This is a genomic window from Glutamicibacter sp. NPDC087583 (assembly GCF_044743685.1).
Classification (GTDB): Bacteria; Actinomycetota; Actinomycetes; order Actinomycetales; family Micrococcaceae; genus Glutamicibacter.
Genome location: NZ_JBIUWY010000001.1, coordinates 81598 through 99955, shown reverse-complemented (window position 1 = coordinate 99955; position 18358 = coordinate 81598). Strand labels below are relative to the sequence as shown.

21 protein-coding genes are annotated in these 18358 nt (G+C 64.1%); 2 read left to right on the top strand and 19 right to left on the bottom strand.

All coding sequences use genetic code 11. From position 1 onward, the window contains the following. Positions 1-40: 40 nt before the first annotated feature. Positions 41-1063: a hypothetical protein gene (locus ACIOU9_RS00470; RefSeq protein ID WP_402695819.1), complete on the top strand. Its 1023-nt coding sequence runs from the start codon at positions 41-43 to the stop codon at positions 1061-1063. On the opposite strand, the gene ACIOU9_RS00465 is transcribed toward ACIOU9_RS00470, so the two are convergent. The 11 genes from ACIOU9_RS00465 to ACIOU9_RS00415 all read right to left on the bottom strand — a co-directional run bounded on the left by ACIOU9_RS00465 (position 1060) and on the right by ACIOU9_RS00415 (position 12573). Continuing rightward, a complete protein-coding gene (locus tag ACIOU9_RS00465) occupies positions 1060-2298 on the bottom strand; it encodes an MFS transporter (RefSeq protein WP_402695818.1) in 1239 nt (412 codons plus the stop codon). The genes ACIOU9_RS00470 and ACIOU9_RS00465 overlap by 4 nt on opposite strands. Before the next feature lie 181 nt (positions 2299-2479). Beyond that, the gene (locus ACIOU9_RS00460; protein WP_332727289.1) at positions 2480-4387 is read right to left on the bottom strand and encodes an NHL domain-containing thioredoxin family protein; all 1908 of its coding nucleotides are present in this window, start codon (positions 4385-4387) and stop codon (positions 2480-2482) included. A gap of 172 nt (positions 4388-4559) precedes the next feature. Further along, positions 4560-5324: a hypothetical protein gene (locus ACIOU9_RS00455; RefSeq protein ID WP_402695816.1), complete on the bottom strand. Its 765-nt coding sequence runs from the start codon at positions 5322-5324 to the stop codon at positions 4560-4562. Then, positions 5317-7371 carry a cytochrome c oxidase assembly protein gene (locus ACIOU9_RS00450; protein WP_105657032.1) on the bottom strand — a complete coding sequence of 685 codons (2055 nt, stop codon included), beginning with the start codon at positions 7369-7371 and terminating at the stop codon, positions 5317-5319. The genes ACIOU9_RS00455 and ACIOU9_RS00450 overlap by 8 nt, the downstream gene beginning before the upstream one ends. A 65-nt stretch (positions 7372-7436) precedes the next feature. Continuing rightward, positions 7437-8585 carry a Dyp-type peroxidase gene (locus ACIOU9_RS00445; RefSeq protein WP_166650711.1) on the bottom strand — a complete coding sequence of 383 codons (1149 nt, stop codon included), beginning with the start codon at positions 8583-8585 and terminating at the stop codon, positions 7437-7439. After that, positions 8572-9108 carry a copper chaperone PCu(A)C gene (locus ACIOU9_RS00440; protein WP_105657034.1) on the bottom strand — a complete coding sequence of 179 codons (537 nt, stop codon included), beginning with the start codon at positions 9106-9108 and terminating at the stop codon, positions 8572-8574. Before ACIOU9_RS00440 ends, ACIOU9_RS00445 begins: the two co-directional genes overlap by 14 nt. Positions 9109-9184: 76 nt before the next feature. After that, entirely contained in the window at positions 9185-9775 is a 591-nt protein-coding gene (locus tag ACIOU9_RS00435; protein ID WP_105657035.1) for a copper resistance CopC family protein, read from the bottom strand. Positions 9776-9818: 43 nt separating this feature from the next. Continuing rightward, complete coding sequence (locus ACIOU9_RS00430) at positions 9819-10427, bottom strand: hypothetical protein (protein WP_133833541.1); 609 nt, start codon at positions 10425-10427, stop codon at positions 9819-9821. 158 nt (positions 10428-10585) lie between these two features. Next, the gene (locus ACIOU9_RS00425; RefSeq protein WP_013349906.1) at positions 10586-10870 is read right to left on the bottom strand and encodes an HU family DNA-binding protein; all 285 of its coding nucleotides are present in this window, start codon (positions 10868-10870) and stop codon (positions 10586-10588) included. A gap of 275 nt (positions 10871-11145) precedes the next feature. Beyond that, the gene (locus ACIOU9_RS00420) at positions 11146-11430 is read right to left on the bottom strand and encodes an HU family DNA-binding protein (RefSeq protein WP_013349906.1); all 285 of its coding nucleotides are present in this window, start codon (positions 11428-11430) and stop codon (positions 11146-11148) included. A gap of 174 nt (positions 11431-11604) precedes the next feature. Further along, positions 11605-12573, bottom strand: a complete 969-nt coding sequence (locus tag ACIOU9_RS00415) for an SDR family NAD(P)-dependent oxidoreductase (RefSeq protein WP_105657037.1) — start codon at positions 12571-12573, stop codon at positions 11605-11607. A gap of 219 nt (positions 12574-12792) precedes the next feature. Here ACIOU9_RS00415 and ACIOU9_RS00410 point away from each other — a divergent pair, with 219 nt between their 5' ends. Further along, positions 12793-13374, top strand: a complete 582-nt coding sequence (locus tag ACIOU9_RS00410; RefSeq protein ID WP_166650710.1) for a DUF1992 domain-containing protein — start codon at positions 12793-12795, stop codon at positions 13372-13374. Positions 13375-13434: 60 nt separating this feature from the next. On the opposite strand, the gene rpsN is transcribed toward ACIOU9_RS00410, so the two are convergent. From rpsN to ACIOU9_RS00370, 8 genes are all read right to left on the bottom strand, one after another. Next, positions 13435-13740, bottom strand: coding sequence for a 30S ribosomal protein S14 (gene rpsN / locus ACIOU9_RS00405; RefSeq protein ID WP_013349909.1), 306 nt, complete (start codon positions 13738-13740; stop codon positions 13435-13437). Positions 13741-13743: 3 nt separating this feature from the next. Next, the gene (rpmG, locus tag ACIOU9_RS00400) at positions 13744-13914 is read right to left on the bottom strand and encodes a 50S ribosomal protein L33 (protein ID WP_013349910.1); all 171 of its coding nucleotides are present in this window, start codon (positions 13912-13914) and stop codon (positions 13744-13746) included. A gap of 2 nt (positions 13915-13916) precedes the next feature. Beyond that, on the bottom strand, positions 13917-14153 hold the full coding sequence (rpmB, locus tag ACIOU9_RS00395) for a 50S ribosomal protein L28 (RefSeq protein WP_013349911.1): 237 nt from the start codon (positions 14151-14153) through the stop codon (positions 13917-13919). Positions 14154-14480: 327 nt separating this feature from the next. Beyond that, positions 14481-14981, bottom strand: a complete 501-nt coding sequence (locus ACIOU9_RS00390) for a MarR family winged helix-turn-helix transcriptional regulator (RefSeq protein ID WP_105657039.1) — start codon at positions 14979-14981, stop codon at positions 14481-14483. A 360-nt stretch (positions 14982-15341) separates the two neighbouring features. Next, positions 15342-16139: an ABC transporter permease gene (locus ACIOU9_RS00385; protein ID WP_133833539.1), complete on the bottom strand. Its 798-nt coding sequence runs from the start codon at positions 16137-16139 to the stop codon at positions 15342-15344. Between the two features lies 1 nt (position 16140). Continuing rightward, entirely contained in the window at positions 16141-17064 is a 924-nt protein-coding gene (locus ACIOU9_RS00380) for an ABC transporter permease (RefSeq protein ID WP_402695813.1), read from the bottom strand. Then, entirely contained in the window at positions 17061-18194 is a 1134-nt protein-coding gene (locus ACIOU9_RS00375; RefSeq protein ID WP_332485886.1) for an ABC transporter ATP-binding protein, read from the bottom strand. Before ACIOU9_RS00375 ends, ACIOU9_RS00380 begins: the two co-directional genes overlap by 4 nt. Continuing rightward, complete coding sequence (locus ACIOU9_RS00370) at positions 18191-18352, bottom strand: hypothetical protein (protein ID WP_402695811.1); 162 nt, start codon at positions 18350-18352, stop codon at positions 18191-18193. The genes ACIOU9_RS00375 and ACIOU9_RS00370 overlap by 4 nt, the downstream gene beginning before the upstream one ends. Positions 18353-18358: the final 6 nt, after the last annotated feature.

The window sequence follows — 18358 nt, the reverse complement described above, 5'->3', positions numbered from 1 at the left end:
TTTTCGGTCTGGGCCCGGAAACCAGATAGCCTAGCTACTGATGAACACTCGTAATTCCACGCCGATCTCCGCTGCCCGCCTGGCTCTTCGCTGGGCATTGGCTGCAGCGGCTGTCGTCGTTCTGGTCATTGCCGGAACGATCGCCGCCAACCGTACGCTCTTCTCCCCCCAGCACCAGGTGCAGGCACTGCAGCAGCATCTGGCCAGGGGCGAAGGCGCCGAAGCCCTGGGCCTGATGCAGGCCCAGGTCCCGCAGGGCGATGCTGTTGCCCTGGATGGGGACGTGCTCAAGCGCACCCAGGCCGGAATTACGGATTTCTCCACCGACAAGGCCCAGGCGGTAGAGGGCGATGAGCAGTTGCGCACCGTCACCGCGCATTACAAGGCCCACGGCGTGGACAAGGAATCGACCTACACGCTGCGCCATGCCGGCAAATCCTGGCTGCTGTTCGACAAGTGGGCCTTCGAGCCAAGCACGCTGCCCAGCGTGAAGATCAAGGCCAACACCGTCAACGAGGTCACGGTCAACGAGCAGAAGATCCCGTTATCGGCTGGCGTGAGCACCCTTCCGGTGTTCTACCCCTCGCTCCTCGACGCGAGCTTCAGCACCAAGAACTTTGCGGCCGACACCCGCGGGATGGTGGTCACCAAGCCTGCCAAGGAGCCGGTGGAGATCGCGCTGAAGACCGAGCCGACCAAGGAATTCATCGCTGCCATCAATGCCAAGGTGAAGAACTACCTCAACGAGTGCGCCAGCGAGCAGGTGCTGATGCCTGCCGGATGCCCGTTCGCCTACAGCACCTCGGCGCGCGTGGACCCGGCGACCATCGACTGGTCCATCGCGAAGTACCCCACCATTGAAGTGAACTACTACAACGGCGCCTGGGTGCTGTCCCCGCTGAAGGCCACCGCCACCTTGACCCTGACCGAGCAGGATCTGCGCACCGGCGCCAAGGCCAAGAAGACCGTCAAGGATGACTACTCCTTCACCGCGCAGCTGACCACCAGCACCACCGAAGTTTCCGTGGTTCCGGTGGCCGGCGGCGAACAGGTGGCCGGCTAGCGTCCGAGCAGTTCGCGGAACTGGCTGCGCAGCGGCACCGCATTGGTCTTGAACTTCTGCCAGACCACCAGCGCTGCCAAGCTGGCGGCCAGCGACAACCCGGCGCCAATGGTCACGGCGATCTGGATCCCGAACAGTTCAGCGAACCAGCCGATCAGCGGCGAGCCGATGGGCGTACCGCCCATCACCACCATCAGGTACAGCGCCAGCACGCGCGCCCGGTACTCCGGGGGCACCGAGGTCTGCACCATGGTGTTGCAGCTGTTCAAGAAGGTCAGCGACCCCAGTCCCACCGGGATCAGCACCAGCGCGAATGCGATGTAGTTGGGCATCCACGCACTGGCAATCCCGGCGATGCCGAAGAACACGCCGCCGCCGATCAGGAAGCGCCAGCGCGGAGCCGAACGCCGGGCGGCGAACAGCGCCCCGCCAAAGGTGCCCATGGCCATGATCGAGCCCAGGATGCCGTACTCCCCTGCTCCTACCCCGTAGACCTCGGTGGCCATCAGCGCGTTGGTCATCTGGAAGTTCAGCCCGAAGGTGCCGATCACGCCGGCCAGGAAGAAGATCAGCACCAGGTCCTTGCGGTTCTTCACGTACGCCAAGCCCTCCCGCACCTGCCCTTTGGCGCGCGCGACCGGTTTGGAGGGGTTCAGCGCGTCCTTGCGCATGAACACCAGTGAGAAAATCACCGCGAGGAATGAGGCGCCGTTGAGCAGGAACGCCGGTCCGGTGCCCACCAGCGCGATGACCGCACCGGCCACGCCGGGCCCGGCCAGCCGGGCCAGGTTGAAGTTGGCGCTGTTCAACGCCACCGCGTTGGCCAGGTGGGTGCCGGGAACCACCTCGGAGACGAACGCCTGGCGTGCCGGGGCGTCGAAGGAGGCGCCGATGCCCAGCATCGTGGCCAGCACGTAGACATGCCACAGCTGCGCCGTGCCGGTAACCACCAGCAGGCCCAGGACCAGGGCGCAGACTCCCATGAAGCTCTGCGTGAGGATCAGCAGCCGGCGCTTGTCGAAGCGGTCGGCGATCAGTCCGGCATAGGGGCCAAGCAGCAGCACGGGCAGGAACTGCAGGCCGGTGGTGATGCCGGTGGCCACTGCATCGTGGTCGGTGAGCTCGGTGAGCACCAGCCAGTCCTGGGCCACACGCTGCATCCAGGTTCCGATATTGGAGACCAGCGCACCGATCACCCACAACCGGTAATTTGGTACTTCCAGTGCACGGAACATTTTCGACGCCATAGCTACCGCCAGATCCCTCCGGCTCCTCCCGTCCTCCAGTCTAGCCACCCGGGCAGGAAAATGCTGAGGTTTCCTCAGATTCTTGCTGCGGCGCTGCCCGGGCGTTCGCCGCCGGGCACGCAAAAGGCGCACCATCCCTGGTGCGCCTGATGCATGCTTCGGGCCGGGGCTAGTTCACGCCACGCAGGTCAAGGAGCAGTTCGTCCTCGCCCTCTGCGTCCAGCACCACCGGGATGCCCCAGTCCTGCTGGTACAGGTGGCAGGCCGCGTGATCGGGAATCTCGCCGCCCGGTTCGCCATCGCAGGCCGCCGCGCGGGCGGTAATGTGCAGCACGCCCTCGGCCACCTCCGGGTTCAGTTCCAGGGTGCGGGACAGGCCCACCGAGGTGCCGGCGCCGTCGAGGATCAGTTCCTCAGGGCTGGCCGAGATCTTCAGCTGGGTCGGATCGCCCCAGCGGTCATCGAGCTTCTGCCCCTTGGGTGCGGCGAAGCGGACCAGGATCCCGTGCTTGCCGGCCTGCACCCGGGTCTTGGGGCGCTGGGTCTGGCTGGCGCCCTGGTCGACCACCAGTGCTTCGGCAGGGATCGGGATGCGCACCAGCTGGTGGGAGTTGGTCTCCACGACCAGCAGCACCGGATCGCCGTCCACGGTGGTGTCCACCAGCACGTCGGCCGGTTCCTTCAGGCCCTTGGCCAGGGTGGAGACAGTCTTGGTGGCCGGATCGAAGCGGCGCACCGCGCCATTGTAGGAGTCGGCGATGGCAATCGAGTGGTCCGGCAGCACGGCCACGCCCAGCGGGTGCTGCAGGCGCGCCTGCTGCGCATCGCCATCGCGGAAGCCGAAGTCGAACAGGCCGGTGCCCACCGCGGTGTTCACGCTCTTGGCCTTGCCTTCTTCAACCTCGATCCAGCGCAGGGCGCTGGTTTCCGAGTCGGCGATCCACACGTTTTCGCCATCCAGTGCCAGGCCCGAGGACTGGGCGAACCAGGCCTCATCCGGCGCGCCATCGGTTAGGCCTTCCAGCCCGGTGCCGGCGAAGACCGACACGGCGCCGGTGCGCGGATCGAAGGCGAAGATCTGGTGGGTTCCGGCCATCGCGACGATGACCTGCCCCGATGGGTGGTAGAGCACATCCCATGGGGACGAGAGCGAAATATTCAGCGCATCGGTGCCCAGCTCGGTGGGCTGGACTTCTTGGCGGGCGTTCTCCGAATCCAGCAGGCGCTGCACGCCGTTGCCGGCCAGGGTGCCCACGGCGCCGGTGGCCAGGTTCACCGAGCGCAGGCGGTGGTTGACGGTGTCGGCGACGATCACGTCGTAGCCGACTTCGGCGGCCAGTTCCGCCGGCAAGGCGGCCAGCCCCTGCAGTTCGTTGAACTGCGCGGTGGCAGCGTCCCCGTCGGCATAGCCCTTGACCCCGGCGCCGATGGTGCGCACCACGGTGGACAGGTCGCCGGCCAGTTCGACCAGGCGGTGGTGGCCCGAATCGCCCACCAGGAAGTTGCCGTTGGCTAGGGCGATCGCCTTGCCCGGGAAGCGCAGGTCGCCCTCGCGGGCTGCCGGTGCCACGTACGGACCGTTGCCGCGGTGCAGCGTGCCCTTGGCTTCGTGCTCGGCTACCAGTTCCTCGACCAGCGAGCCCAGGCCCTGGGCGTGGCCCTCGCCGGACAGATGCGCGACGATGTAGCCTTCGGGATCCAATACCACCAGGGTAGGCCAGGCGCGGGCACCGTAGGCCTGCCAGGTGACCAATTCCGGGTCGTCGAGCACCGGGTGGTGGATTTCGTAGCGCTCCACGGCGGCGGCCAGCGCATCCGGATCCGCTTCGTGCTCGAACTTCGGGGAGTGCACGCCGACGGTGACCAGCACGTCCTTGTACTGCTCCTCCAGCGGGCGCAGCTCGTCGAGCACGTGCAGGCAGTTGATGCAGCAGAAGGTCCAGAAGTCCAGGAGCACGATCTTGCCGCGCAATGCGTCCAGATCCAGTTGCTTGCCGCCGGTATTCAGCCAGTTGCGGCCCAGCAGTTCGCTGGCGCGCACCTTGTAATTGGCGCGGACGGATTCGGAAGTGCTCATGGTGATCCTTTCGCTGTCGCCGCGGCTGCGGCAATTCGAACCTCAATTATCTGCCACCGCGGCCCGCTGGGGCTAACGGTGTTAAGCAACATTGAGAAAAGTGTGAAACTCGCTCACGGTCTGCTGGTGTAACCGCAGGCCCACGCCTTCTATTCCCTGCCGGGGCGGCGAGCTAGGGCAGCTGCGCGAGCACGGTGTCCATGATGCCAGTGGCCACCTGGTTGAAGGCGGCATCCTGCAGCGAGGTCGCCGAGAGGAAGGAGACCATCACCGCATACTCCCCGGTGCTCTTGATCAGCACCAGCGAATCCTGCGCATACTGCCCATCACGGCTGTAGTACAGGGCCGAATCGGCATCCTGCACGCCCGGATCGGAGAATGCCAGGGTCTCGCGGTAGTCCAGCCCGTTGAGCTTCACGCTCTTGCATTCCTCCAGGATGGTGGCCACGTTCGCATTGTGCGCCGCCACCTTCGCCGCCCCGTCGCCGAGCTTGGCCACCTCCACCGACCCGGTGATCGACTGGTTCTCGTTGGTGAAGTCGGTGCGCGCCGCCTCGGTGCCCAGCTGCACCGGCGACCAGTTCAAGTCCTCGATCGGAGCCGAGCATTGGGACGGCAGGACCACCAGGTCCTTGAGCGTATCGGTGGGCGGCGTGGCCAGGGATTCGAGGTCCTCGCCCTGGATCTTGGCGCTGGAGGGGAAGCCGAGCTCGGCGGCCATCACTGCGCCGGCCGTGGTGGCCACCTGCGCGGTGGTCAATTCTTCCGGCTGGGCAGGCTCTTGCGGCTCTTGCGATGCGCTGGGCGTCGCGGTGCCCTGCACGGCGATCTTGTGCGTTTCGTCCTGCGGCATTTCGGATTGCGCGGAGCAGGCGCTTGCGGCCAGCAGCGCGCACACCGCCAGGGAGGCGGCGAGGATTTTCTTGGTGCTAGGCACGTGGGTCCCTTCGGTCGGCTTGCTTGAAGCGGGCGAACATTTCGTTGTAGGCAGCCAGCTCGGCGTCGTTGTCACGCTCGGCCTGGCGGTCGTAGCGCTTGGTGTCCTTCTTGTCCTGGCGCAGCCACGAGATGACCACGAAAATGGCCAGGACCAGGGTCGGCACTTCGCCGATCGCCCACATCGCCCCGGCACCCACCACCTGGTCCTCCAGTGCGGTGCCGCCCCACGTGCGGCCCATGTTCCCGAAGTAATCCGGGGCCAGCAGGGTTTCGGTGCTCATCAGCGCCACCCCGAAGAAGGCGTGGAAGGCGACGGTGGCCAGCAGCACCACCAGGCGCATCGGGTACGGGTAGCGCTTGGGGACCGGGTCGGCGTCCACCAGCGACAGCGCGAACAGGTATCCGGTGAGCAGGAAGTGCAGGTTCATCAGCTCGTGGCCCGCGTGGTAGCGCATGGCCGGTTCCAGCAACGGGGTGAAGTAGAAGACGACGATCGAGCCGGCGAAGTTCACCGCAGCGAAAATCGGGTGGGTGATGACCTTCGAGTAGCGCGAGTGCACCAGGTAGAGGATCCATTCGCGCGGGCCGCGGGTGCCGTCGACGCGCGATCCCAGCACCTTGAGCAGCAGCGTGACCGGGGTGCCCAGGACCAGGAAGATCGGCACGATCATGGTCAGCGACATGTGGTCGACCATGTGGGTGGAGAACTGGATCTTGCCGTACACGGCCACCGCGCCGCTGGTCACGTAGAACAGCGCGAAAAGGCCCACGATCCAGCTGGCCAGGCGCAGCACGCTGGGCTTGTCGCCGCGGCGGGCCAGCTTGATGAAGGCCCACAGGTACACGGCCAGGCCGAACAGGCACACGGCCACCCAGATCCAGTCCATGCGCCAGGTGGTGAACCACGCGGCGGTATCCGGGGCCGGCGGCAGGTCGTAGCCGGTGAGCAGGCGGGCCGGGGTCGCTTGCACCGGAGGCTCATCGGAAGTCGGCGGAGCGGTGCGCGCCAGCACGGTGGCCACCGACATCACCGCAGCCATCAGGATGACCTCGCCGGCCACGACCTGCCAGGCCGCGCGCAGCGCCGTGAACTTGCCCTCCAGCAGCCGCGGGATCACCATGCGCCGATGCCACAGGCCCAGTGCGCCCAGCCCCAGGGTGATCAGGATCTTCACGATCACCAGGATGCCGTACGGGGTCAGCCACTGGTCCCAGCCGGTAATGCGGATCACCGCCGAAGCCAGGCCCGAGCCGATCATCAGGAACACCGCGAAGGTGGCCAGCGCGGAATAGCGCTTGAGCACCACCCCGGCCAGCACCTGCCCGCGTTTGCGTCCCGGCGCTTCGCCGGCCAGCGTCGGAGCGAGCAGGGCCAGCACCATGATGCCGCCAAACCAGAGCACCACGGCCAGCAGGTGCAGGCCGATGGAGTTCACCGCGGCGAAGTGGTCGTCTCCCCCGGCCGCGTGGCCGATGAAGGCCAGCGGCAGGATGCCGAACAGCGAGAAGAATGCGCTGAGCCCCACCGTGGTCCTGGAGCGCGCGGCCAGGGCCAGCGAACTGGTGATCGCGGCGATCACCACCATCCAGGCCCAGGCCCGCCCGCTGGTGATCGACAGGATGTAGTCCAGGATCGCGGCCGAATACTGCGGATCCAGGCTCATCGGGATGCCGGCCAAATCCCAGAAGGTCAGCAGCATGACGGTGGCCGCGGACAGGGTCCACACCACCGCGGCCCCGGCGGCGATATTCATCGTGCGGGCGAACGCCGGATGGGCCTGGCCTTCGGCATCGCCGGTCACCTTGGCGGCCCGCGGGATGATCGCCGCACCGAAAACCAGCGCGGCGATGCTCAGCGACATCGAGGCATGGTGGATGGCCCGGGAGATGGGCAGCGACCAGCGCACGAAAGCCCCGGGATCGGCCAAATCCGCCGGCCGGGCGATCCCGGTGAACAACACCGCCGCCAGGAAGGCCACCGCCGCAGCGAGGATTCCGGGCAGGATGAAGCGGGTGACTGAAACCGTGCGCTGTGCTGTATCCATAACCTTCTCATCATCTCATTTTTCGCCCGGCCGGTCACCGCGCGGCAGCCCGCTTTGGGCGCATCTCACACCTGGCCCAGCAACGCCTCCCCCAGGTAGCCGCCTTCGCGCACCCCGGGAAGGATCGCGTACAGGCCCGATCCCACCGGCTTCAGCCAGGTGTTCAGCGCATCTGCGGCCGCCAGCCGGTGCTGCACCGGGATGAAGCTGGTGGCCGGGTCGCGCTGGTAGCTGGCGAACAGCAACCCGGAAGCCGCTCCGTCGAAGTTGTAGCCCCGCCGGTGCATGGTTTCGTCCGCGCTGGCCGGCTTGGCCAGCGCCACGTGGGCGTTGGCCGCGATCGCCGGCAGCCCCAGCTCATTGGCCGCGGCCAGGTCCACCGGATCATCCACGCTGGCGCCCGACAGCGGCGCGCCGTCGGACTGCCGGCGGCCCAGGGCATGGTCCCGTCCGGCGCCGTCCACCTCGTCCCAGCCGTCCAGGTCCATCTCGAACCTGCGCAGCGCCAGGGTGGTCCCGTTCTCGATCCAGCCCGGCTGGCCGAACACCGCGCTCTCGCGCAGTTCTCCGCCGGGGTTGTTGATCCCGTCGAGCTGGCCGAACAGGTTGCGGAACCCGCGCCCGCCGGGGTTGATGAACCCGGTCTGGGCGAAGCGCCTGGCGCCCAGCCCGCGCAGGTTCTTGGACACCGCCCGCACCGCATGGTGCAGCACGGTCTGGTCCTGCGCGCAGAACTGGATCAGCAGATCGCACTGCCCGTACTGCTCATCGAGCTGGTCCCCGGCGAAGCGCGGCAGCGTGCCGATCTGCCCGCGCCCGGCCACATCCAGCAGGCTCTGGCCCAGCCCCACGGTCAGCGTCAGCTCGCATCCGGGCTGCGCCATTTCCGGTTCGGTGTCGGCCAGCACCCCGCGGCCACTGGCCAGCCGGGCCGCATCATCGGTGATCATCTGCAGCACCGCGCGCAGCTGCTCCTTCTTGGAGCCCTCGCGCCAGTGCAGATCCCACCCGGCGAAGACCGCGTGGGCCTGCTGGCCGTCGAGGATCCCCGACTGGTACTTCCCGTAGAACGGGCGGTACCCCTGCGGGTTGGCGGTGGCCGCTGGGGCTGGAGCGCTCAGCTTTCCGGTGCCGAACCCGGTGAGCATTCCGCCCAGCGCGGCGGCCGCGGTGGTGCCCAGCAGCAGCCGGCGGTCGACGCTAGTGCCCGGCATGCGCATCCCCGGCATGCTCGTCGTAGCTTTCGTTGGCCCCGTCGAAGTTGCGGATCGGGAAGTCCACCTCGGTGCTCGACCCGTCGGCGAATTCCAGCTTCAGCCTCGCCGTCTGGGCCGCCACCAGCGATTCCTGCAGGTCCATGAACATCAGGTGGTGGCCGCCCGGTGCCAGCACCGCGTCCTTGCCGGGTTCGATCACCAGATCCCCTTCGAGCTGCGCCATCGTCATCCCGTCGCCGGTGCCGCGCATTTCGTGGATCTGGATCTGATCGCCCTGGGCATTGCTGATCTTGCGCAGCGCAATCGGGGTGCCAGAATTATTGTGCAGGATGCCGAAGGCCGCGCTCATGCCCGACTCGGCGGCCTTGGCCCAGGTTTCGCTGGTGGCCAGCGCTTCGGCTTGCCCGGCGGTTTTCTGTTCGGCGGCCGGTGCGGGCTGCTGCCCGTCGGCGCTCTGCGCGCAGCCGGTGAGCAGCAGTCCAAGGCCCAGGGCCAGTGCAGTGGTTTTGCGGAAATTCATGTTCTCAAGCTTTCGGGTTCGGTGTGCAGTCGCGCCAAAGGCAGCGGTGGCCTCGGGCGCACCGGAAGGGTGGGGGCTACTTGGACTGGCGCATGAACTTGGCCAGCACGCCCAGCGCGCCGCCAAGGATGACTACGCCGATGATGACCCAGACCACCGGGCTCATCGAGCTGCCCAGGTCCTGGACCGGGTTAGCGCCTGGATCCAGGTCGGCGGACCCTGCGGAGTCGCTAGGCGCCGCTGGCGCGCTCGAGCTGACCAGGGTGGGGGCGGCCTGTGGCGCGTCGACGCTGAAGCCGATCTTGTTCTCGATCGGGTGGCCGTCAGACGAGACCACGCGGTAGGCCAGCTGGTACTCGCCGTTGCCCAGCTCCTTGGCCGGGGTGACGGTGACCTTGGTGCCCTTGGTCTTGGCCTCGGTGTCGATCTTTTCCCCATCGAGGGTCAGCGAGACCACCGTGGAGTCCACGCCGGATAGGCTCTGGAGCACGCCGGAGAATTCGAGGGTGATGTCCTCGGGCACTTCCTGGATGGTGGCCCCGGCCTCCGGGGTAGAGCCGATCAACTGGTCGTGCGCGTTGGCGGCACCGATCGAGCCGGCGAAAGCCAGCAAGGAGAATGCCAGTACTGCGACTAGTCGGGTGATGTTCTTGGTTACTACGCTCATGATGTTCCTTCCAAGCCCCTTGCGGGGCGCTTCAATTCTTTACTCAGGCAGCAAGAATGAAGCAGGGCGGACCGCGGCGCTCCGGCAGTCTTCCCAATTGCGCCAGCTTGAGTTGGAAACGCAAGGGGAAGTAGGCACGAAGCGGCCGGGCAGCAGGTACCTGCACGCGAATGCGCGAGAGGATCCGCCGGGCCGTTGAAAGGGTGAGCCAGCCGGCCATGGCCTTGAGCAGGCGTTCACCGCCGTAGAGCACCAGTACGCTGGCGATCGCGGCCAGCACGTGGGCGTAGAGCATCGATTCGGTATGCACGTTGGCGTACTGCGCGGTGATGTCCTGCGCCAGCGCTGGATTGCGCCCCGCATGGTGCGCGTGTTCCAGACCGGAAATGTCGCCGCCCTGGTGGCTCATCACCGACAAGCTCAGGTGGTAGAGCCCCTGGCTGAGCAGCACGACCAGGCTGGTCGCCCACAGGGAGAACTTCCGGCCCACCAGCACGACGCCGATAGCCGCAGAGACGCAGGTAATGAGCACCATGGCCACCACCGATAGCGCTGTAGGCGCACTGTGGGCGTGCGCGGCAAAGGCTGTCCAGGTGCACACGCTTGCCGCCAACCAGCCGCGGATAACGCGGGTTGCGGGTTTCTGTGACACGATGGGCAGCCATTCTTCGCGGAGTTCTACGATCGAAGCTGATTCTACGCGAAGTAGAAGAGCGCCTCAAACGGTGCTCCGATAAAGCAGAAGGCCCGACCCTGCCTCCTGGATTTCTCCGGAGCGGGTCGGGCCTTGCGCAAAGCTCTAGCGGAAGCTTACTTCTTGGCTACAGCAGCCTTCAGCTTCGACCCAGCGGTCAGCTTGACCGAGTGGCCAGCAGGAATCTGGATTGCTTCACCGGTCTGTGGGTTGCGGCCGGTGCGAGCTGCACGATCGGTGCGCTCTACAGCCAACCAACCTGGGATCGACACCTTCTCACCCTTGGAAATCTGGTCGACGAAAACCTCGAAGACTGCATCCAGAACACCATTAACGGCAACCTGGGAGTTTTCGGTCTTCGCTGCAACAGCAGCAACAAGTTCGCTACGGTTCATAGCCAATGTATGGTCCTCCTGGACTAGTGATCCAAAGCCCTCTTCCGGGCCCCGAACGCCGCACGGTCGCACGGTCTTACCAGTGAGAACATATCAAACGTTTCGCCCCAGAACTGCGGAAAACAGGCGGAAAACCGGGATTTTTTCAACTAATTGCAGATTTCTTGGCTCAACGGCAGCATTTTTGGGTTCAATGAAGGCTTTTGCAACGTTCCTTAACGCCGCAAGGCCCGCCAATCCGGGAACGGACAGCGGGCCTTGCGCAAAGCTCTAGCGGAAGCTTACTTCTTGGCTACAGCAGCCTTCAGCTTCGACCCAGCGGTCAGCTTGACCGAGTGGCCAGCAGGAATCTGGATTGCTTCACCGGTCTGTGGGTTGCGGCCGGTGCGAGCTGCACGATCGGTGCGCTCTACAGCCAACCAACCTGGGATCGACACCTTCTCACCCTTGGAAATCTGGTCGACGAAAACCTCGAAGACTGCATCCAGAACACCATTAACGGCAACCTGGGAGTTTTCGGTCTTCGCTGCAACAGCAGCAACAAGTTCGCTACGGTTCATAGCCAATGTATGGTCCTCCTGGACTAGTGATCCAAAGCCCTCTTCCGGGCCCCGAACGCCGCACGGTCGCACGGACTTATCAAGAGTTGAACTTACCAGCTGAAAGCGACAAAAAGTGCATCATCTTGCGGATTCTGCTGAATTTTCGCCAAATCAAGGGTGTGAAAGTTCACCCGGGACCTACAGCGCGAACGGATCGAGGCCTTCGTTTGCCTCCACGAAAAGTTCCCAGGCTTTGCTTTGCAGCTCCTTGCCGCGGGTCGCTTTCGCCGGGCTGGCCAGTGCCGTTGGACCCTTCGTGAGGTATTTCGGCCCCAAATAGCTGCCTCGGGGCGCGTCTTCGAGTTCCGGCGCCAATGCCGCTTCGACCAATGCCACCGCACCTTCATGTTTGCCCTGCGCGAAACTGGACTGCAATTGGCCAATCAGCCGCTTGGCAAAGTCCGGTTCGTTGATGTTGGGCACCTGCGGGGTCAGCCCGGAAAGCGAATACCCCGGGTGGATGGCCAGCGCGCGAGCCGGCAGTTCCAGCTGGCGCAGCCGGTGGTCCAGGGCCAAGGTGAAGGCTTGCACTGCCGCCTTGGACTGCGCATAGGCACGGTATGGATGGTAGTCGCGGGTCAAGGCCAGGTTTTGCGGATCGGTAGCCAGCATCCGGGTGGACATCGATCCCAGCCCGATGAACCGCAGCGGCTGGGCGAAGCGTTCGGCCAGCTCGCCGACTAGCCGCGCATGCCCGATGAAATTCGTGCTCATGGTCAGCTCATGGCCCAGCAGGCCCTCGACGCGGCTCTGCGGCGCCCGGATGACCCCTGCATTGGCGATCAGCGCATCCAATGGCCGATTGCGCAGTTCAGCTGCCAGTCCCATTGCGGATTCCATGCGCGAGGAGTCGAACTGCATGAATTCCACGCTAGCCGCCGGTACGCGCAGCCGGATCTGCTCCATGGCATGCTCCGCACGGCTCTGGTTGCGGCAGGCCAGGATGACTTGCGCACCGGCTCGCGCCAAGCCGAGGCTCGCGAAGAAGCCAAGGCCGCTATTCGCGCCGGTCACCACAACGGTCTTGCCTTGGCCCAGCGGCGCCCACCGCTGCCGGTTCGCGTAGATGTCAGTTGCGGGTCTCGGATAGCGCGTCGCTGGCTTCATGGAATACACGCTACTACAGGGATAATGCTCGATTGCGGGTGGGACATGGCCGCTTATAGCGATCTCCAGCCACCTCGCAGCCGCTTGCTGGGCACTGAATCCTTGGCGAGGCGCCCGAACCCGAAGGGAATGATTTTATCTTCCCAGCTCCCCCATCAATTGCTTCGGAAAGTCCCAGTGCCGTTGCCGGGCTCAGGCGCACGGTGGGATCATTGGAAGATGGAGCACAGCGAGGATGCCGCACTGAATGCGGCCCGGTACAAGATGAAGCAGGACAGCGAGCCGTTGCCGGTGGACGAGTATGCGCAGGCCACCGGGATGGCTCCCGTCGAGAAGCAGAAGACGCCGCTGCAGCTGCATGCCGAGGACGAGGCATGGGAAGTGGCCAACTCCGTGCTCGATGAGGCTTTCGCCCGCGGGGACTTCGACAATCTTGCCCTCTCGGGCCAGAAGATCGACCATATCACCAGCAATGACGATCCCGACTGGTGGCTGAAGTCCATGATGCGCCGCGAGCAGCTTACCGGGCTGGGCCCACCGGCGCTGACCTTGCGGGTGGAAGATGAGCAGATGGAGCAGACCTTGGACCGCTTGCCCTCCGAGCGGGCCGTGCGTGAGCATATCGAGGATTTCAATGCCCGCATTATCGAGGCGCGGCGGCAGCTGCTTGGCGGCCCGCCGGTGATCACCGCTTTGCGCGATTCCACCGCAGAGGTGCTTGGTTGGCAGGAACGCCGGGCGGCAGAACCTGCACCGGTGGCAGAGAAAGCACCGGTGAAACGCCGGTGGTGGCGGCGTTAAAAGGCGAAGCCGCCTTCCCAAAAGGGAAGGCGGCTTGCTAAGTCAAAAGACTTGCAGGTCTTACCAGGAAGACTTGGTGATGCCCGGAAGCTCACCACGGTGCGCCATGTCGCGGAAGCGAACACGGGAGATACCGAACTTCTGGAAGGTGCCACGTGGGCGACCGTCGATTGCGTCGCGGTTGCGAACGCGAATCGGGGAAGCATCGCGTGGAAGCTTCTGCAGGCCTACGCGTGCAGCTTCGCGAGCTTCGTCGGTTGCGTTTGGATCAACCAGGGTCTTCTTCAATTCGAGACGCTTTGCAGCGTAACGCTCGACAATGACCTTGCGCTGTTCGTTCTTTGCGATCTTGGACTTCTTGGCCATGTCTTAGCGCTCCTCTCGGAATTCAACGTGCTTACGGACGACTGGGTCGTACTTCTTCATGACCATGCGGTCAGGGTTGTTACGACGGTTCTTACGGGTTACGTAAGTGAAACCGGTTCCAGCGGTGGACTTCAGCTTGATGATCGGACGTACGTCCTTATCCTTCTTTGCCATTTTTAGAGCTTCACACCCTTCGCAATCAGGTCAGCAATTACAGCGTCGATACCGCGAGCATCGATGACCTTGATGCCCTTGACCGACAGGGTCAGGGTCACCTTACGGCGCAGGGAAGGCACGTAGTAGGTCTTCTTCTGGATGTTCGGATCGAAACGACGCTTGTTGCGACGGTGCGAGTGGGAGATGCTATGTCCGAAGGCCGGAGTAGTACCGGTTACCTGGCAAACAGCTGCCATGATCACTCCTCAGTTAGTTAGTAGTAAAATTCGGCGGTACTCGCGCACAGTGCCCATACCAAAATATCGACACCGCTTCTGCGTTATGAGTCCCGCCAACCAGTGAAACACCGTTAATACTGCACACTAGGAAGGTAACCAGGCTGGGTGAGAACCAACCGAAGAGCCTTAAAGTATGTAAGTCGGTGAACTTCGCAACCGGTCGAGCAATTTCCCCGTACTCAGTCGGCCACGATATTCGGTATTACGGGCAACGCGCAGTTGTTCTGCTGTTAGACGGCATAACAACACACGCGATTAACGCCTGATTAGCTTATCGAGAATTCCTCAGTGTTCCAAATCGAGGTTTTCCGAATTCAGGATCCAATGATCCGCATCAAGCGAAGTTGTAATTTTGCGTGCGATCCGCGTGAGATCGTTAACGTCCTTGTCATCAAGGGTATCGAAGAGAAGTCCGCGCACCGAGGCAACGTGGTGAGGCGCCATCTGCTGCACGGCTTCCCATCCGGCCTGCGTTAATGAGGCGATTTTCACACGGGCATCTTCTGCGGACTGCTCGCGGGTAACCCAGCCGCGCTTCTCCAGCTTCTTGACCACATGCGACAGTCGCGAAAGCGAAGCACTGGTGTGCGAAGCCAGCGTCGTCATGGTCAGCTGATGGTCCTTGGCCTCGGAGAGCATGGCGAGCATGTGGTAGTCGAAAAGCGTGATGCCTTCCAGGCCCTGCAGATCGGAATCCAAGGCCGCCGGAAGCAAAGTCATGACAGCATGCAGTCCAAGCCAGGCGTCGCGTTCAGGCCCGGAGAGCCAAACTGGCTTATCGCTCATGAAGTTTCCAATCGTTCATAGACCTGCACCTACAGGCCAGCAAGGTATCAACCTGTAGACCATATATTGTAAAGCTAAGTATTTACTATATGTCAGATGCCCGCATTTCGGCTCTCTGCCAATATTTCGTTCCGCCAGCCACCCTAATGGCCTTTGGGCGCGGCTGCATCCTGCAGGCAATGGTCCTGCAAATCACCGCAAGAGCAGCAAGCGGCCGGAGGCCTAGCGCCAGTCCAACAACGTGCAGGTCCCAGAGGGCGCAAGGAGCGAGCTGGGTACCGCTCACGCTAGTGACGATCCCTGCTTTTTGAGCAGCTGGCAAGCCAAAGGCCCGCGCTGAAGAGCGCGGGCCTTTGGAACCTAGGAATTCTCCAGCTGTTTCTTCTTCCGGTAGCTGATCACCTGTCCGATGACCACCACGAGCAGGGCAAGGATGAACATCGCCGAACCAATGACATTCGCCTGGGCCGGGATGCCGCGGGTAGCTGCCACATAGATGAACTTCGGGAAGGTCTGGAAGGTGCCGGAGTTGAAATTCGTGATGATGAAATCATCAAAACTCATCGCGAAGGACAACAGCGCGGCGGCCACAATGCCTGGCAGCAGCAGCGGGAACGTCACCTTCCAGAAGGCCGCCCGCGGCGAGGCGTAGAGATCGGCGGCCGCTTCTTCCAATCGCGGATCCAGCGAGGAGACACGAGCCCTGACGGTGACGATCACGAAGGACATGCAGAACACAATGTGGGCGATCACGATGGTGGCGTAGCCCAGTTCCCAACCGAGGTTCAGGAACTGTGCCAGCAGCGAAGCACCGAGCACGACCTCCGGAGTAGCCAACGGCAAAATGATCAGCACATCGGTGAGCTTGCGGAACCGGAACTTGTAGCGGACCAGGCCGATGGCGATCAGCGTGCCCAAGGCGGTAGCGGCAATCGTGGCCACCGTGCCGACCTGCAGCGAGTGCACCAGCGATTCGCAGACCGCCGGAGCGCCGCAGGGGTTCTGCCAGTTCTCCAGGGTGAAGCCGCGCCAGTCCAGGTTGGTGCGGCCGGCATCGTTGAAGGAGAACACGAAGATGTAAGCGATCGGTACCAGGAGGTAGATGAAAGCCAGCCCGCCGACAGCAGGGATGAACCAGCGTCCGATTTTCTGCTTCATGCTACATCAGCTCCTTGGTGCCGAAGCGGCGGATATAGATCGTGACCAGGACCAGGATCGAGACCATCAGCACGAAGCTCAACGCCGAGGCGCCCGGGTAATCGATGACCTTGAAGAATCTGGAATCGATGATCTGGCCGATCATCGTCGTATTGCGGTTATTGCCCAGCAGGGCCGCGTTCACGTAGTCGCCGGCGGCCGGGATGAACGTCAGCAGGGTGCCGGCGAAGACGCCTGGGGCGCTCATCGGCAGCGTCACCTTGAAGAAGGAGGTCATCGGGCTGGCATACAGATCTCCCGAGGCCTCGAGCAGGCGGGTGTCCAGCCGGCCCAGATTAGCGTAGATCGGCAGCACCATGAACGGCAGGAAGTTATAGGTCAGGCCCGCGACGACCGCGAACGGCGTGGCGGTCAGGTGCCCGTCGGCTGGCAGGATCGCCAGGAATTTCAGCGTTTGGGCGATGAACCCCTCGTCGGCCAGTATCTGCTTCCAGGCCTGGGTGCGCAGAATGAAGCTGGAGAAGAACGGGGCGATCAGCAGCACCAGCAAGATGCCCTGCAGCAACGTCTTCTCGCGCAAGCGGACTGCGACCAGGTAGGCCATCGGGAAGCCGATGAGCAAGGCCAGGACGGTGGCGATCAGCGCGAACCCGAAGGAGCGCAGCAGCTCGGGCCAGTAGGCGGCGAGCACCGTGGCGTAGTTGCCGATGTCGAAACCCGGCACGAATTCGCCGATTTCCCCGCCCTCGGGCTTCACGTACAGGCTCATTGCCAGCAGGACTACCACCGGAAGCGCGAAGAACAGGGCGAGCACCAGCATGCCCGGGGCGATCAGGTAGACGCCGGTGCGGCCCTTGCGCCGCTCCGCCCGGATCTCCTCGGGGCTGCGCAGGTCGACGATGCCCTTCTTGGTCATGACCGTCATGGCTGGTCAACTCCGGCATCCTCGTGCTCGGCACCGGCCAGGCCGAAGGAATGCTGCGCTTCCCAGGACAGGTACACGGTGTCGCCTTCGGCAGCCGGCTGCTGGCCGCGATTCTGCGCGAAGGTCCCGAGCGTGCCGATCCCGTCCACCTCGACCAGGTACTCGGTGGTGGTGCCGGTGAAGGACACGTCGACCACGGTGCCGGACAAGCGGTTCTCCCCCGCATAGCCATCGCGCGAGATCGTGATCTTCTCCGGGCGCACCCCGACGACCACCTCCCCCGAAGCCTGCACGGCGCGGTCGGCCGGCAGCAAGATGGCTTGGCCATTGACCATGACACTGAGCATGCCGGCGTCATTGCCGCTGACCGTGCCGCGCATCAGGTTCGACTTGCCCAGGAAGTTCGCGACAAACGCGGTCTTGGGCAATTCGTAGAGCTCGCGCGGCGGGCCCATCTGCTCGATCCGTCCGCCGTTCATCACGGCGACCACGTCGGCCATGGTCATGGCCTCTTCCTGGTCGTGGGTGACGTGGATGAAGGTCAGGCCGACTTCGGTCTGGATGTTCTTCAGCTCCAGCTGCATTTGGCGGCGCAGCTTCATGTCAAGTGCCCCGAGGGGCTCATCGAGCAGCAGCACCTGCGGGCGATTGACCAGCGCCCGGGCCAGGGCCACGCGCTGCTGCTGCCCGCCGGAGAGCTGGATCGGCTTGCGATTGGCAAGGTGCCCGAGCTCCACCAGGTCCAGCCCGGCCCTGGCTTTCTCCATCGCCTGCTTGTCCTTCTTGCGCTTGAGCCCGAAGGCCACGTTTTCCAGCACGCTCATGTGCGGGAACAGCGCATAGGACTGGAACACGGTGTTCACCGGACGCTGGTGGCTGGCCAGCGCGGTCACGTCCTGGCCGCCGATCGAGATGCTGCCCTCGCTGGGGGCCTCAAGGCCCGCGATCATGCGCAGGGTGGTCGACTTGCCGCAGCCGGAGGGCCCGAGCAGGGCGAAGAAGGTGCCCGAAGGGACCACCAAATCCAGGTCCTTGACCGCCACGAAGCTGGAAAAGCGCTTGGTGATGCCCGAGAGGTGCAGATCCGCGCCGGTGGCAGTGGTTTCGGTACGCGTTGCCAAGGTTGTCATGCCCCTATCACTTCCTGGAACTGGTTGTGGAAATCGGTTTCTGCTGGCGGTACAGCACGTGCGGAGGGTGCCTGGTTGACGACGTCCCTGGCGCGGGCCGGGGCATAACCGCGGCCCTTGGGCAGGTGCTGGCAGTTGATGGCTCGTTGGCGAGTCATGGTGTT